The organism is Luteibacter sp. UNC138MFCol5.1 (genome assembly GCF_900110505.1).
Classification (GTDB): Bacteria; Pseudomonadota; Gammaproteobacteria; order Xanthomonadales; family Rhodanobacteraceae; genus Luteibacter.
Window position 1 is genome coordinate 166245 of record NZ_FODZ01000006.1, and the last position, 13168, is coordinate 179412.

Genomic DNA, 13168 nt, shown 5'->3' on the forward strand with positions numbered 1-13168 from the left:
ATCGGGGCGGCGGACGACCGCCAGCGACGTCCTGCACTGGCAGCCAGGTGAAATTTCTGCGAGGATCGGCCGTCCCCCTCTTCGTCCCTCGAGGGGCTGCAGGGTTTACCGATGAACGCCAGACCGTACATCTTCGGATGTCTGTGCCTCGTCGGTGCCGCCGGCACCGCCGCCGCTTCCGACATCGACCCCAGTGGTCTGCTCTCCGCGAGCGGCAGCGGTGCGTCGTCGTCGTTCGAAGGCAGCTCGCGCTCGGCGCAGTCCGGCAGGGACAACGGCGGTGGTGGCGACATCGTGCCCGCCCGCCCATCCAGCTCCCGTCGCGACACCTCGGCCGGCACGGTCGCACCGCCCGTGGATGCCGACATGTCGCGCGACGACGTGTCGCCGCTGCGCTCGTCGGTACCGAGCTGGCAGTCGCTGCTTCCGGGATCCATGCTCTGATTCGTTCCGGTCGATCGTCGTGGGCTTTCTTCAGTCGTTGATCGGGCGCTTCCGCGCGCCCGTGCCGCCCATCGACGATGCGCTGTGGAAGCAGGCCATCGCGCGCGTCCCGCTCGCGCGCGCCCTCGATGCGCCGCGCGCGCATTACCTGCGCCAGCTCGCCGCGACGTTCCTGCACACCAAGCGTTTCCACGCCATGGGCGACGCCGCCCTGGACGACTTCTGGCGGCTGGCGATCGCGATGCAGGCCAGCCTTCCCGCCCTGCCCCGTGGCCCGCGAGCCTTCAAGGGCTGGACGAACGTGCTCGTCTATCCCGGCGAGTTCAACGTGCGGCGCAGCCATCGCGACGCGCGCACCGGCGTCGTCACCGACAGCGACGACACCCTCATCGGCGAGGCGTGGGATCGCGGACCGATGATCCTCTCGCTGGCCGATGTCGCGCTGGACCTCGAAGCGCCGTGGGACGGGTTCAACGTCGTCATCCACGAGATGGCCCACAAGCTCGACATGCTCGCGGGACCGGCGAACGGCGTGCCGCCGTTGCCGCCGACGATGAACCGACGCGAATGGATCGCGACGATGCAGCGCGGTTTCGACACCCTGTCCAAGGCGCTGGACCGTGGCCGGCATACGACGATCGACCCGTATGCGGCCGAGGCGCCGGAGGAGTATTTCGCGGTGACGAGCGAACTGCATTTCTCGCAGCCGCAGGCGTTGCGGGAGGCTGAGCCCGCGGTGGCGGCGCTGCTGGAGGCGTTCTACGGGCCTTCGCCCGGGTTGCGCGGCCGCTAAGGCGGTGGCAGCTTCACGCAGAAGCGCGCACCGCCCAGTTCCTCCGAGCGATCGACGTTGAGCTCGCCCTGATACGCCTTGACGATGTCCTGCACGATCGACAGACCGATGCCGTGGCCCTGCACCCGTTCGTCGCCGCGCACGCCGCGCTGCAGGATGCTTTCGATCTTGTCGTCGGGAATGCCCGGTCCGTCGTCCTCGACGATGAGTTCGAGGCCGCTGCGGCCGCGCATCTTGCCCACCGAGCGCGCGGTGAGCAGCACGCGGTGCGACGCCCACTTGAACGCGTTCTCGACGAGGTTGCCCATCAGTTCGAGCAGGTCGCCCTGCTCGCCCGGGAACGTCACGCCGTCCTCGATCTCGAACTCGCACAGCACGTTCTTCGCCGCGTACACCTTCTCGAGGCTCTGCACGAGATCCTCGGCGTGCGGCGCGATGGGCTCGACGGACGCGATCGTGCGTCGGCCCGACGTCGCGGCGCGCGAGAGCTGGTAGGCGACGATCTCGTCCATGCGGCGGACCTGGTCGAGCAACTCGCCGCGAAGATTGCCCGCGTCGCCACCGGTTTCCAGCTGCGAGCGGATCACCGCCAGCGGTGTCTTCAGGCTGTGCGCGAGGTCCGCGAGCGTGTCGCGGTAGCGCGTGCGCTGCTCGCGCTCGCTGTCGATGAACGCGTTGAGGCGACGGGTCAGCACGGTGAGTTCGACGGGATACGGGCCGTCGAGGTGATCGCGCGAGCCGCGCTCGATGTGCGCGAGATCGCTCGACACGCGGCGCAACGGCAGCAGGCTCCAGCGCAGCAGGAACAGCTGCAGCAGCATGAGCATCATGCCGAGCATCGCCAGCCACAGGAACTGCGTGCGACGGTACGTGGCGACCTGCCGCTCGAACTGGTCTTCGGTCTGCGCCACGGCGAAGGTCAGCGGGACGCTGCGCTTCTCCGTGCTGTCGAGCGACACGCCGTAACTGAAGACGTAGAGCTTGCCGCTGCGGGTCTCCACGGGCTCGAAGGCGGTTTCGCCGGGCGAGAGCATCCGCACGAAGTCGAAGTCGCGTCCGAGCGCGGACGACGACTCCCAACGGAATCCGTCGTTGCCGACGATGATCGCGTAGAGGCCCGAACCCGGACGCGAGAAGTCGGGGTTCGGCTGGCTGTCCGGTGTCGTGACCTTGCCGGCGCGCGTGATGTCGGTGCCGGTGATGTACGCGATGGCGTAGTTGTGCAGGCGATCGTGCATCGCCGACAGCTCGGACGCGTAGTTCGCCTTGTTCTGGGCGAGACCGGTCAGGCCGAGGAAGGCGGCGAGCGCGAAGCCGGTCGCGAGGGCCGCTCGCGCGGCCAGCGAGAGGGGCCGGCGTCGGGTCGGTGAAGCGTTGTCCATGCTCCGAGATTACCGTGGGGCGACGCGCCGTCTTGGCCGCGCCGCCCGCGAGTCCATCAGTCTTCGTCCGCTTCGTTGCGCGGGATCGCGAAACGATAGCCGCGACCGCGCACGGTTTCGATGGGCTTCAGCGCGCTTTCCGGATCGAGCTTGCGGCGCAGGCGGCCGATGAAGACCTCGAGCACGTTCGAATCGCGGTCGAAGTCCTGCTGGTAGATGTGCTCGGTGAGGTCCGCCTTCGAGACGAGCTCGCCCGCATGCAGCATCAGGTATTCGAGCACCTTGTATTCGTAGCTGGTGAGGTCGACCTGGCGGCCCTCGACGGTGACCGTCTGCGCCGTGGTGTCGAGCTTGATCGGCCCGCAGGCCAGCACCGGCTTGGACCAGCCGCTCGCCCGGCGGACCAGCGCGTTGATGCGCGCGAGCAGTTCCTCGACGTGGAACGGCTTCACCAGGTAGTCGTCGGCGCCGTGCTTCAGGCCCTCGACCTTGTCCTGCCAGCTGCCGCGCGCGGTGAGGATGAGGATCGGGTAGCGCTGTCCGTGCTCGCGCAGGGCCTTGACCAGGTCCATGCCCGAGAGCTTGGGCAGGCCCAGGTCGATGATGGCTAGGTCGAACGGCACTTCGCGGCCGAGGTACAGGCCTTCTTCGCCATCCTGGGCGGCATCGACGGCGAAGCCGTCGCGCTTCAGGCGCGCGGCGAGGGTCTCGCGCAGCGGGGCCTCGTCCTCTACGAGCAGGATTCGCATCAATGTTTCTCCTTGTTATCCCCGGCGCTGGCGTCCAGGGGCTTGGCGGTTTCGGTTCGGATCGGCACGACCTTCACGTGTCCGTCGAGGGTGAGCACCTTGACCCGGTATTCGGTGATCCGGCCGCGCTCGACGAGCCGCGTATCCGCCGACAGCACTTTCCCCCCGGTATCTTTCTGCACCTTGCTCACGGCCTGCTCCAGCGTCAGCGACTGGTCGGCGAGGGCGGCGGCGGGCAAGGCGAGGCAGAACGCGGCGAAAAATAGCGGGCGAAACGTGATTTTCATGTCTGGCGCGGGGCGGCCGGTCGATTCGATCGGCCGATGATGCCGACGCCCTACCCGCCCCAAGCTGAACGAAACCCGATACAGCCCGGCTGTTGAAGCGGACCTGGCCGCGACGGCTTTTCGCGAGGCGCCCGGGTCCTGCGGCTACCGGGCCACGCCGTATCGCGGCCAGGTCCGCTCCAACGCGTGCCGTCAGGCCAGCCGTTCGAGCATCGTCACCGGCTTGCCGCGGTACTCGGCCTGGCCGAACGGGCGGTAGCCCAGGCGCTCGCCGAGGCGCAGCGAAGGCGTATTGGCCGGATCGATGATGCAGACGGTGCGGCCCTTGTCGCGCCGCTCGAAGAACCAGTCATGGACCGCCTCGAGGGCCTCGGTGCCGTAACCCTTTCCTTGCGCGGCGCTCGCCAGCGCCCAGGCGCCTTCCGGGAAAGGATCGAAGCTATCCCCGAGACCGCGATGGAAGTGCGCCAGCCCCATCTCGCCGACGTACCGTCCGCCCTGCTTCTCCCTGAGGGTGAAGAGGCCATACCCGAAGGACGTCCAGTGCCCCACGTTGCGCAGCAGCTTGATCCAGGTGTCTTCCGGCAGCGCGTTGCCACCGATGAACGCCATCACCTTCGGATCGCTGCGCATGACGTTGCAATCCTCGAAGTCGGAGAGCGCGCAGGGCGTGAGGATCAGGCGTTCGGTGACGATCATGCGGTCCTGGCCTCGGTGGACGTCGACGGGTGACTAAGCGGCCTGCCGGAAGGCCGAGAGCGCGGATTCGATCAGCCCCCAGTCGGCACCCGGAAGGTGCGCGCCTTCGGAGAGCTGACGACGGAAACCGCGTGCGCCCGGCTCGCCCTGGAACAGACCTAGGATGTGCCGCGTGATGTGCTTGAGCTGCGTGCCACGCGCCAGCTCGGCATCGATATAGATGCGCATGCGCTCCAGCACGTCGACGCGATCGGGCAAGGGCGTGCCGTACAGCGCGGCCTCGAGCTGCGCCAGCACGAACGGGTCGTGGTAGGCGGCCCGGCCGAGCATCACGCCGTCCACGTGTCGCAGGTGTTCGCGCACGGCGTCCACGGTCGTGATGCCGCCGTTGATGACGACGGTCAGCTCGGGGAATTCACGCTTCAGCCGGTAGACGCGCTGGTAGTCCAGCGGTGGGATCTCCCGGTTCTCCTTCGGGCTGAGGCCCTCGAGCCACGCCTTGCGCGCATGCACGACGAGGATCCGCACGCCCGCTTCGACCAGCGTGGTGGTGAAGCGCTGCAGATCGGCGTATTCGTCCTGGTCGTCGACTCCGATGCGGCACTTCACCGTCACCGGCACGTCGACGACGTCGGCCATCGCGCGCACGCAGTCGCCGACCAGCTCCGGCTCGCGCATGAGGCAGGCGCCGAATTTTCCCGACTGCACGCGATCGGACGGGCAACCCACGTTGAGGTTGATCTCGTCGTACCCGGCGTTGGCTCCCATGACGGCCGCCTTCGCGAGCTCGACGGGATCGCTCCCGCCCAGCTGCAGGGCCACCGGGTGCTCCTCGTGGCTGTGCTCCAGCAGACGCATCTGGTGGCCGCGCACGAGCGCGGGGCTCGTCACCATCTCGGTATACAGACGCGCATGGGGCGACAACAGCCGGTGGAAGTACCGGCAATGCCGGTCCGTCCAGTCGAGCATGGGGGCGACCGTGAGGCGGTGGGAGGCGGGGTCGATCGGTTGCATGCCGGGCATTTTAGCCGGTTCGGCGCTCGTCCGATCCGGGACGGTCGAACGGCGCCCGGTCCAGCAGGCAGTCGATGAAGGCCGCGAGGGGGGCGGGCCGGTGCTCGCGGTTCGGGTAGTAGAGGAACAGGCCGGGGCGCGAGATCGACCAGTCCGAGAGCACCTGCACGAGGCGTCCCTGGGCGAGCAGCTCGCCGACACCGTCGCGCTCGAAGTGATAGGCGATGCCGAGACCCTCGACCGCGGCGGCGATGCCGATGTCGGCATGGTTCGTGACCACGGGGCCGTCCACCTCGACCTCGAATCGCTTGCCCCGCTTCATGAACTCCCAGCGGTAGCGCCTGCCGTCCATCTGCAGACGCCAATTGATGCAGGCGTGCCGGTGCAGGTCCGAAGGTGACCGCGGCGTGCCGTGACGGGCGAGGTAATCCGGCGACGCGACGGCCACCATGTCCAGATCCGGTGTCAGGCGGATGGCCACCATGTCCTTCTCCAGTTGCCCGCCCACGCGGATGCCCGCGTCGAAGCGGCCGCTGACGATGTCGGCCAGCGCGTCGTCGACCACGACGTCGATCACGATATCGGGGTGCACCCGGTGGAAGCGTGACAGCCGTGGCGCGATGATCGTGCGCGCGGCGATGCCCAGGGTGTTGATGCGAAGCGTGCCGCTCATCCGCCCGGTCGACTCGCCGGCTTCCGCGACAGCGACGTCCATCTCCCGGAACAAAGGCGCGATCCGCGCGTAGAGCCGCTCACCGCTGGCGGACGGCGCGACGCTGCGCGTCGTGCGATTGAGGAGACGCGCGCCGATACGGCCTTCGAGCTGACGGATCGTCTGACTGAGCGCGGACGGCGAGATGCCGAGGTGTTCCGCCGCGCGCGCGAAGCTCTGCCGCTCCACGACGGCGACGAAGGCTTTCAGTTCGGCGAAATCGGATCCGCGCATTATGCATCGTTCGCTACATAGCCAATTCGGATACTAGGTGATTCTCTGAACAGACGCGAGCGCGCATCCTCGGACCGTCCTCACCACGGAGTCCACCATGTCGACCCTCACCCTCCCCCGAATCGATCGCCGCGTACTTCGTCCTCGAACGTGCCCTGATGGCGAGCCTGGAGATCACCGCATGAGCTTCGACCTTCAGCTCGACGGCCTGCGTGCCGTGGTCACCGGCGGCACGATGGGCCTTGGCGCGGCCGTCGTGCAGGGGCTCGTCGATGCCGGCGCCCGCGTGGTCGCCTCGGCGCGTGGCGAGCCGGCCGCGCCCATCGACGGCGTCACGTACATCGCCGCGGACCTGACGACGGCGGAAGGCGTGACGCATCTCGCGCAGAGCGTTCTGCGGGAATGGGGCGCCGTCGATATCGTGATCGACACGGTCGGCGGCTCCGCCACGCCCACTGGCGGCTACGCGGCCATCACCGACGAGCACTGGATGGCGGAGCTCAACCTGAACCTGCTGTCCGCGGTACGCCTCGATCGCGCGCTGTTGCCCGCGATGCTCGCGCGAGGTTCGGGCGTGATTGTCCATGTGAGTTCGATCCAGCGCGTGATGCCCCTGCCCGAGTCCACCACGGCGTATGCCGCCGCGAAGGCGGCGCTCACCACGTACAGCAAATCGCTGGCGAAGGAAGTGACGCCCAGGGGCGTGCGCGTGCTGTCGGTCGCACCGGGATGGATCGAAACGGAAGCGTCCGTCACGTTCGCGGAACGTCTGGGATCGAGCGCCGGAACCGACTACGAGGGTGGCAAGCGGATGATCATCGATGCACTGGGCGGCATTCCGCTGGGCCGGCCCGCGACGCCTCGGGAAGTAGCCGACCTCATCGTCTTCCTGGCATCGCCGCGCGCCGCGTCGATCTCGGGTTCCGAACACCGGATCGACGGCGGCACCGTCAGAACACTCTAGGTTCGCCCACGGTCGTCCCGTTTAAACCCTTTCCCTGTTCCACGCATCTTCGAACGGCTCGCGGGAGCCGGACGTGCGTCGTCCGGCCGGATACCAGTCGATGGAACAGGGGGATACCGATGGGATTGTCGAAAGGACGAAACGTGTGGTCGTTGCTCGGCTGGATCGGCGGGGTGGCGTTCATCTCCGCCCCGCTATCCAGCCTCGCGCGGGAAGCGCCGGATCCGGTACGCGTGATGATCGTGGGCGTGTCCCACATGGCGAATCCCGGCCACGATCTGCACAACATGACGCACGACGACGTGCTCGCTCCCAGGCGGCAGGCCGAGATCGAAGCGGTGACCGAACAGATCGCCCGCTTCGGCCCCACGAAGGTGGCGATCGAGATGGCGAAGGACGCGGCCGACGCCCAATACGCCAGCTACCTCGACGGAAGTCTGGCGCCTTCGCGCAGCGAGCGCGTCCAGCTCGGTTTCCGGCTCGCGAAACGGGTGCGATCGAGGTCGATCTTCGGCATCGATGCCGATGGCGACTTTCCTTTTGAGCCGGTCAAGGCATACGCGGAAGCCCACGGCATGAAGGCGATGCTCGACGAGCAGGATGCCGCGATCGAGCGCGACCTCGCCGAGGAAAGCCGCATCCTCGCGACCGGCAGCATCGGCGCGGAGCTCCGCTATCTCAACAACGCCGCGCGACTGTCGAAGGACAACGCGTGGTACCGGACCGCGTTGTTGGTCGGATCGGGCGACCTCCAGCCCGGCGCCGATCTGCTGAGCGCGTGGTATCGCCGGAACCTCCTGATCTGCGCGAAACTGCTACAGATCAGCCGGCCCGGCGACCGCATCGTCGTGTTCTTCGGCGCCGGCCACGCGTTCCTGCTTCGCCAGTGCGTCAGCGAAACGCCGGGCTTCGTGCTCGTCGAGCCGAACGATTACCTTCGTTGAGCATGCGTCAGGCCGACAAGGCGCCCGCCTTGTCCGCGATGAATGCCTGTAGCGAGGCGGGCGCGCGACCGAGGATCGCCGCGAGGTCGTCGGTGACGATGCCCAGGCTGCCCGCGCGCGTCGCGACTTCCATCGAAACGAGGATGGGGATGATGCCTTCGGGCACGCCGGCGGCGGCAAGGCCCCCGGCGAGCTGCTCGTCCGTGACGTGCACGACGTCGAGCGGTTTGCCGGTGGACGTGCGCACGAGCGCGGCGATCTCCTCGACGGTGAAGGCTTCGCTGCCGGTGAGGGTATAGGTGCGGCTCCCGGACGGCGCCTCGGCGAGCACCGCCGCGATGGCCTCCGCGATCTCGTCGCGCGCCGCGTACGACGTCCTGCCCTGCTCGCTGGCCGTATACCAGTGACCGGACCGGAGCGCGGCCGGCACCGACATGAAGAGGTTCTCGTGGTACCAGCCGTTGCGGAACACGGTGACCGGCAGACCCGTGGCGTGCAGCGCTTCTTCCGTCAGCGCGTGATCCGGCGCGAACGAGATCGGCGACGTCTCCGGCGCCGGCAGCGACGTATAGGCGAGGTGGCGGACACCGGCCGCGACGGCCGCCTGCACGGCGTTGCGATGCTGGCGCAGGCGATGCCCATCCTGCGTCAGCACGTCGGTGGAGATGATCAGCACGGTCCCGGCTCCCGCGAACGCGCTCGTCAGGCCCGGCACGTCGTCGAAATCGGCCTTGCGAACGGTGACGCCGCGCGCCGCGAGGTCGGCGACCTTCTCCGGGTGACGCGTGCCGGCCATGATGCGCTCCGGTGCCACCCCGCAGGCGAGGAGGTGGCGCACGACCGCGCCGCCCAGATGACCGGCGGCGCCGGTGATGAAGATCGTGTCGCTCATGCCTGTGCATCCTGTCGAGTGATACTCTCTTTTTGAGAGCACCTGAAAGATCGGGCATGTGACGGCTTCCGTAAAGGAGGCACTTTGACTGGCGATAGGCACAAAATGGGAACTACCCCGCCGGAAACCCGGGTGTCGCGGATGCTGGCGCGCCAGCGCGCGATCACCGGCAACATCAACGACTGCCCCGTGCGCGACGTCCTCGATGTCATCGGAGGCCGGTGGAGCACGCTCCTGCTCATGGCGCTGGCGGAACGCCCCTACCGCTTCGGCGAGCTGCGCCGCCTCGTGCCCGATATCTCACAGCGCATGCTCACGCAGACGCTGCACGATCTGCAGCGCGAGGGATACGTCCATCGCGAAGTGTTCCCGACGCGACCACCCAGCGTCGAATACAGCATGACGGACCTCGGGCGGTCGATCTTCGAACCGATCCGCGGACTGCTGCAGTGGGCGACTAGCAACGTCGAAGCGGTGCACGCCGCCCGGAAAGCGTTCGACGAGCAGCACCCGGGTTGATCCGTTGTCCCGACGCGACCGTGCCAAGTACCATGACGCCCCAAACGACGTATCCACATCTCCAAGGAAGCGCGGACCATGGAAACCCCTGAGCTGGATATCGCCGTAGTCATTCCCTGCTACAACGAAGCGGTCGCGATTGGCGCGGTCGTCGACGCGTTTCGCGCGAGCCTGCCCCGCGCACGGATCGTGGTGTTCGACAACAACTCGACGGACGGCACGGCCGACGTGGCGCGCCGGCGTGGCGCCGAGGTGCGCATCGAGCGCATGCAGGGCAAGGGCAACGTCGTCCGCAGCATGTTCGCGAAGATCGACGCCGACATTTATCTCATGGCGGACGGCGACGCGACCTACGACGCCAGCGCCGCGCCCGGGCTCGTCCAACGCCTCGTCGATGAAGACCTCGACCTTGTGGTCGGCACGCGCGTGACATCGGAACAGAAGGCCTATCGATCCGGTCATCAGTTCGGTAACCGGGCGCTCACGAGCCTAACCGGCTGGATCTTCGGCCGATCGTTCACGGATATGCTCTCGGGGTACCGGGTCATGTCGCGCCGCTTCGCCAAATCGTTCCCCGCACACGCGCAAGGGTTCGATACCGAGGTAGAGCTCGCCGTGCATGCGCTGGAACTGCGGCTGGGCACTGCCGAGGTCCCCACGCGCTACTTCTCGCGCCCGGAGGGCTCGCACAGCAAGCTCAACACCTATCGAGACGGCTGGCGGATTCTGAAGACGATCGTCCGGATGACCAAGAACGGCAAGCCGCTCGCCTTCTTTTCCACAGCGGGCTTCATCTGCGCCCTCGTCGCAGTGGGTCTCGCGTTGCCGCTGATCGCCACCTATATGCAGACGGGCCTCGTGCCCCGCTTTCCCACGGCCATCCTTAGTGCGTCGCTCGTCCTGCTCGGAAGCATTTTCCTAGTCTGCGGCCTCGTGCTGGATACGGTAACGCTCGGACGCCGCGAGCAGAAGTACGCAAACTATCTCCTCCATGCCAAGCGAGCGACTCGCAGCGAAGCGCCAGCGAGGCACAGCGATGCCATTCATTGACCGTCTGATGCGCTCACGGGCGCTGTTGCCCGCACTTCTGGCCCTCGGGGCTGGCATTTCAATCTCCCGCGGCCAGGACGCCGCGTGGGACTTGAAGAACTATCACCTCTACAACGCGTGGGCGTTTCTCCATGCGCGCCTCGGCACCGATCTGGCGCCGGCGAGCATGCAGTCCTTTTTCAACCCGCTGCTCGATCTCCCGTATTTCTGGCTGGGCACTGGCCCGCTCGCCTCAGCTCCGCGCATCCTCGCCGGATTCCAGGGCCTCTGGTACGGCGCGCTCGTATATGCGCTCTGCAGGATAACCCTGCGCTTCGCCACGCAGTCGGGACGCATGGCGCACTGGACCGACGTGGTTGCCATCGTCATCGGCGCTACCGGCACCATGACGCTGTCCCAGGCGGGCATGTCGACGAACGAGGTGCCTCTCTCGCTGCTCGTGCTTGCCGGTTATTTCATCGCGATGCCACTCGTGGCGATGCCCGAGGGCGCGAAGCTGGCCGCTCGCGCCATGACCGCCGGTCTCGTTTGCGGCCTGGCCGCTGGTCTCAAGCCCACAGCCGTGGTCTACGCGCCGGCCCTCGGTGGCGCCGTCTGGATCGCCACGGGATTTAGCCGGACCGGAACGCGTGCCGCCGCTCTTATCGGCCTCGGCAGTGTGGCGGGCTTTCTTGCTTCGTACGCCGCCTGGGGATATGCCCTCTGGACGCTCACCGGCAATCCGATCTTCCCAATGTTCAACCAGGTGTTCCACTCGCCCTGGATGCCGGTGACCAGTGGCACTGACCGGCAATTCATGCCGCGCTCGCTCACGCAGGCGGTGTTATACCCGTTCTGGTGGCTCGAGAAGAACACCACACAGGGCGGTAACGCGTTCGCCGATGCGCGCTACGCCCTCGCCATGATCGCGCTGGTCGCCGCGGGGCTCGCGGCAGCGATCGCGCGCGGACGCTTGGCGCCGAGCCCCGCGCGTCGCATGCTTTTCGCGTTCCTCGCCATCGGCTACGGCCTGTGGCTCGCGCTGTATTCGATCCTTCGGTATGCGGTACCGATCGAGATCCTGACGGGGCTCGCTTTTCTCGCCTCGGCGGAGCTCGTGGGGGCCGCGTTCTCCGCCGAACGTCGCCGCATCGTCTCCCTCGCCATGGCATCGATGCTCGTCGTGGTGCTCGCCACCACCCGATATACCGATTGGGGCCACGCACCGTTCGGCCGCACGGCCTTCCCGGTACAGGCACCGGTCGTCGTGCCTGGAAGCCTCGTCGTCATTCTTTCGGCACCGAATGGCTATGTCGTGCCTTTTGTCAGGAATGCCGAGGCGGCGCGTTTCGTCAGTCTCACGTGGTTCAACGCGAATGGCGCGGGCTACGGATTCTCCGACCGCGTTAACGATGCCATCGTCAAGCACGCCGGCCCGATGTACGCCGTGCTTCGCGACACATCGGAGCCGGAGCAAGCCATGCTGCGCGCGCTGTTACCCCGATACCGGTTCACCTCGTGCGCTCGCATCGCTAGCGGCATCGAGCAGACGAGGCGCCGCCGGGACCTGTCGGACAATCTGCGGCTCTGCGAAATCCAACGCGAACGCGGCGCCTGAGCGGGAGGCGGGCCTATTGCCCTGCCGGCGGCTCCCAGAGCTCGACCTTGTTCCCCTCCGGATCGATGACCCAGCCGAACTTGCCGAACTCGCCGTCGTCGGTGCGATCGAGCACGTTGCAGCCGCCGTCGCGGAGCGCCTGCATCAGCGTCGCCAGGTCGTCGACCCGGTAGTTGATCACGAAGGCCGGCTGGCCTGGTGGGAAGTTCTCCTCTCCTTGGGCGCCGATCGACCAGATCGTCGTGCCGCCCTTCGGCTCTCCGTTCTCATCGGTCCAGCGGAACGCCGCGCCACCCCATGGGAGGACGTCGACACCCAGATGCTTCACGTACCAGCCGCGCAGGGTGACCGGGTCCTTCGCGCTGAAGAAGATGCCGCCGATACCTGTGACACGTGCCATGGCTGCCTCCGTTTCGATAGGTCCGAAGGCCGCACTATGCACCGTCCCCGCGCGGGGCGCTTCACCGATGTGAACACCTGGGTCCTTCGTCATGTAGCGCGAGCGTTCCGACATGGTAATAATCGGTAAGTGCTTACGCACAACGACGATCCCGCTACCCACCATTACCGTTCAATGTCCAGGCAACTCGTTCGTCGCGCCAGGCTCCAGCGCGTCCTGCACTACCTCACCGCATCCGGCATCGACACCTACGATGCCCAGGCACGCCACCTCGGGAACGCCATTGGTGGCCATCGCCTCGAGGCGATGGCCACGGGGAGTTACATCAACACGTGGTTCGCGCGCTGTGTCGAGCACGCCATGGGACTGACGCGCGGCTGGATGGATTCGGCCGACGACGACGCGGCATGCAATGCCGACGACGTGGAGGAAACACGTGCGTGAGACGCACGGCCGGCGCGAGCCGTACACGAGCGCGCGCCACCCGG

General features: G+C 67.2%; 16 protein-coding genes. 8 read left to right on the top strand and 8 right to left on the bottom strand.

Annotated elements, in window-relative coordinates; all coding sequences use genetic code 11:
- Window positions 1–111 precede the first annotated feature (111 nt).
- A complete protein-coding gene (locus BMY69_RS16620) occupies window positions 112–444 on the top strand; it encodes a hypothetical protein (RefSeq protein ID WP_090056738.1) in 333 nt (110 codons plus the stop codon).
- A 19-nt stretch (window positions 445–463) separates the two neighbouring features.
- Complete coding sequence (locus tag BMY69_RS16625) at window positions 464–1237, top strand: M90 family metallopeptidase (protein ID WP_255364590.1); 774 nt, start codon at window positions 464–466, stop codon at window positions 1235–1237.
- Here BMY69_RS16625 and BMY69_RS16630 read toward each other — a convergent pair.
- The 6 genes from BMY69_RS16630 to BMY69_RS16655 form a co-directional block, all read right to left on the bottom strand.
- Window positions 1234–2619 (bottom strand): ATP-binding protein, encoded by a 1386-nt coding sequence (locus tag BMY69_RS16630; protein ID WP_090056734.1) that lies wholly within the window; start codon window positions 2617–2619, stop codon window positions 1234–1236. The genes BMY69_RS16625 and BMY69_RS16630 overlap by 4 nt on opposite strands.
- A 56-nt stretch (window positions 2620–2675) precedes the next feature.
- Entirely contained in the window at window positions 2676–3368 is a 693-nt protein-coding gene (locus BMY69_RS16635; RefSeq protein WP_036115892.1) for a response regulator transcription factor, read from the bottom strand.
- Entirely contained in the window at window positions 3368–3655 is a 288-nt protein-coding gene (locus BMY69_RS16640) for a PepSY domain-containing protein (RefSeq protein ID WP_090180326.1), read from the bottom strand. The genes BMY69_RS16635 and BMY69_RS16640 overlap by 1 nt, the downstream gene beginning before the upstream one ends.
- A gap of 192 nt (window positions 3656–3847) precedes the next feature.
- Window positions 3848–4354 (bottom strand): GNAT family N-acetyltransferase, encoded by a 507-nt coding sequence (locus BMY69_RS16645; protein WP_090180328.1) that lies wholly within the window; start codon window positions 4352–4354, stop codon window positions 3848–3850.
- Between the two features lie 33 nt (window positions 4355–4387).
- The gene (gene dusA, locus BMY69_RS16650; RefSeq protein ID WP_090180477.1) at window positions 4388–5368 is read right to left on the bottom strand and encodes a tRNA dihydrouridine(20/20a) synthase DusA; all 981 of its coding nucleotides are present in this window, start codon (window positions 5366–5368) and stop codon (window positions 4388–4390) included.
- 10 nt (window positions 5369–5378) lie between these two features.
- Window positions 5379–6314 (bottom strand): LysR family transcriptional regulator, encoded by a 936-nt coding sequence (locus tag BMY69_RS16655; protein WP_090180331.1) that lies wholly within the window; start codon window positions 6312–6314, stop codon window positions 5379–5381.
- A gap of 181 nt (window positions 6315–6495) precedes the next feature.
- Between BMY69_RS16655 and BMY69_RS16660 the strand changes: the two genes are divergently transcribed.
- Both BMY69_RS16660 and BMY69_RS16665 read left to right on the top strand, forming a co-directional pair.
- Window positions 6496–7278: an SDR family oxidoreductase gene (locus BMY69_RS16660; protein WP_090180334.1), complete on the top strand. Its 783-nt coding sequence runs from the start codon at window positions 6496–6498 to the stop codon at window positions 7276–7278.
- Window positions 7279–7421: 143 nt separating this feature from the next.
- Window positions 7422–8222, top strand: a complete 801-nt coding sequence (locus BMY69_RS16665) for a DUF5694 domain-containing protein (protein ID WP_143070500.1) — start codon at window positions 7422–7424, stop codon at window positions 8220–8222.
- Window positions 8223–8229: 7 nt separating this feature from the next.
- Here BMY69_RS16665 and BMY69_RS16670 read toward each other — a convergent pair whose 3' ends face one another.
- Window positions 8230–9114, bottom strand: coding sequence for an NmrA family NAD(P)-binding protein (locus tag BMY69_RS16670; protein ID WP_090180339.1), 885 nt, complete (start codon window positions 9112–9114; stop codon window positions 8230–8232).
- Between the two features lie 141 nt (window positions 9115–9255).
- Between BMY69_RS16670 and BMY69_RS16675 the strand changes: the two genes are divergently transcribed.
- The 3 genes from BMY69_RS16675 (at window position 9256) to BMY69_RS16685 (ending at window position 12280) form a co-directional block, all read left to right on the top strand.
- Window positions 9256–9633, top strand: a complete 378-nt coding sequence (locus BMY69_RS16675; RefSeq protein WP_255364594.1) for a winged helix-turn-helix transcriptional regulator — start codon at window positions 9256–9258, stop codon at window positions 9631–9633.
- A 78-nt stretch (window positions 9634–9711) separates the two neighbouring features.
- A complete protein-coding gene (locus tag BMY69_RS16680) occupies window positions 9712–10683 on the top strand; it encodes a glycosyltransferase family 2 protein (RefSeq protein ID WP_090180343.1) in 972 nt (323 codons plus the stop codon).
- A gap of 7 nt (window positions 10684–10690) precedes the next feature.
- On the top strand, window positions 10691–12280 hold the full coding sequence (locus tag BMY69_RS16685) for a hypothetical protein (RefSeq protein WP_143070501.1): 1590 nt from the start codon (window positions 10691–10693) through the stop codon (window positions 12278–12280).
- Between the two features lie 13 nt (window positions 12281–12293).
- Here the strand turns inward: BMY69_RS16685 and BMY69_RS16690 are convergent, their stop codons facing one another.
- Window positions 12294–12680: a VOC family protein gene (locus BMY69_RS16690; RefSeq protein WP_090180349.1), complete on the bottom strand. Its 387-nt coding sequence runs from the start codon at window positions 12678–12680 to the stop codon at window positions 12294–12296.
- A gap of 174 nt (window positions 12681–12854) precedes the next feature.
- Between BMY69_RS16690 and BMY69_RS16695 the strand changes: the two genes are divergently transcribed.
- Complete coding sequence (locus BMY69_RS16695) at window positions 12855–13124, top strand: hypothetical protein (protein WP_090180353.1); 270 nt, start codon at window positions 12855–12857, stop codon at window positions 13122–13124.
- The last annotated feature ends 44 nt before the right edge of the window (window positions 13125–13168 follow it).

Bases quoted from the DNA above. Each gene is read 5' to 3' on its own strand.
- BMY69_RS16620 (WP_090056738.1), top strand. From the start codon at position 112: ATGAACGCCAGACCGTACATCTTCGGATGTCTGTGCCTCGTCGGTGCC.
- BMY69_RS16660 (WP_090180334.1), top strand. From the start codon at position 6,496: ATGAGCTTCGACCTTCAGCTCGACGGCCTGCGTGCCGTGGTCACCGGC.
- BMY69_RS16630 (WP_090056734.1), bottom strand. From the start codon at position 2,619: ATGGACAACGCTTCACCGACCCGACGCCGGCCCCTCTCGCTGGCCGCG.
- BMY69_RS16680 (WP_090180343.1), top strand. From the start codon at position 9,712: ATGGAAACCCCTGAGCTGGATATCGCCGTAGTCATTCCCTGCTACAAC.
- BMY69_RS16645 (WP_090180328.1), bottom strand. From the start codon at position 4,354: ATGATCGTCACCGAACGCCTGATCCTCACGCCCTGCGCGCTCTCCGAC.
- BMY69_RS16690 (WP_090180349.1), bottom strand. From the start codon at position 12,680: ATGGCACGTGTCACAGGTATCGGCGGCATCTTCTTCAGCGCGAAGGAC.
- BMY69_RS16640 (WP_090180326.1), bottom strand. From the start codon at position 3,655: ATGAAAATCACGTTTCGCCCGCTATTTTTCGCCGCGTTCTGCCTCGCC.
- BMY69_RS16695 (WP_090180353.1), top strand. From the start codon at position 12,855: ATGTCCAGGCAACTCGTTCGTCGCGCCAGGCTCCAGCGCGTCCTGCAC.
- BMY69_RS16635 (WP_036115892.1), bottom strand. From the start codon at position 3,368: ATGCGAATCCTGCTCGTAGAGGACGAGGCCCCGCTGCGCGAGACCCTC.
- BMY69_RS16685 (WP_143070501.1), top strand. From the start codon at position 10,691: ATGCGCTCACGGGCGCTGTTGCCCGCACTTCTGGCCCTCGGGGCTGGC.
- BMY69_RS16655 (WP_090180331.1), bottom strand. From the start codon at position 6,314: ATGCGCGGATCCGATTTCGCCGAACTGAAAGCCTTCGTCGCCGTCGTG.
- BMY69_RS16670 (WP_090180339.1), bottom strand. From the start codon at position 9,114: ATGAGCGACACGATCTTCATCACCGGCGCCGCCGGTCATCTGGGCGGC.
- dusA (WP_090180477.1), bottom strand. From the start codon at position 5,368: ATGCAACCGATCGACCCCGCCTCCCACCGCCTCACGGTCGCCCCCATG.
- BMY69_RS16675 (WP_255364594.1), top strand. From the start codon at position 9,256: ATGCTGGCGCGCCAGCGCGCGATCACCGGCAACATCAACGACTGCCCC.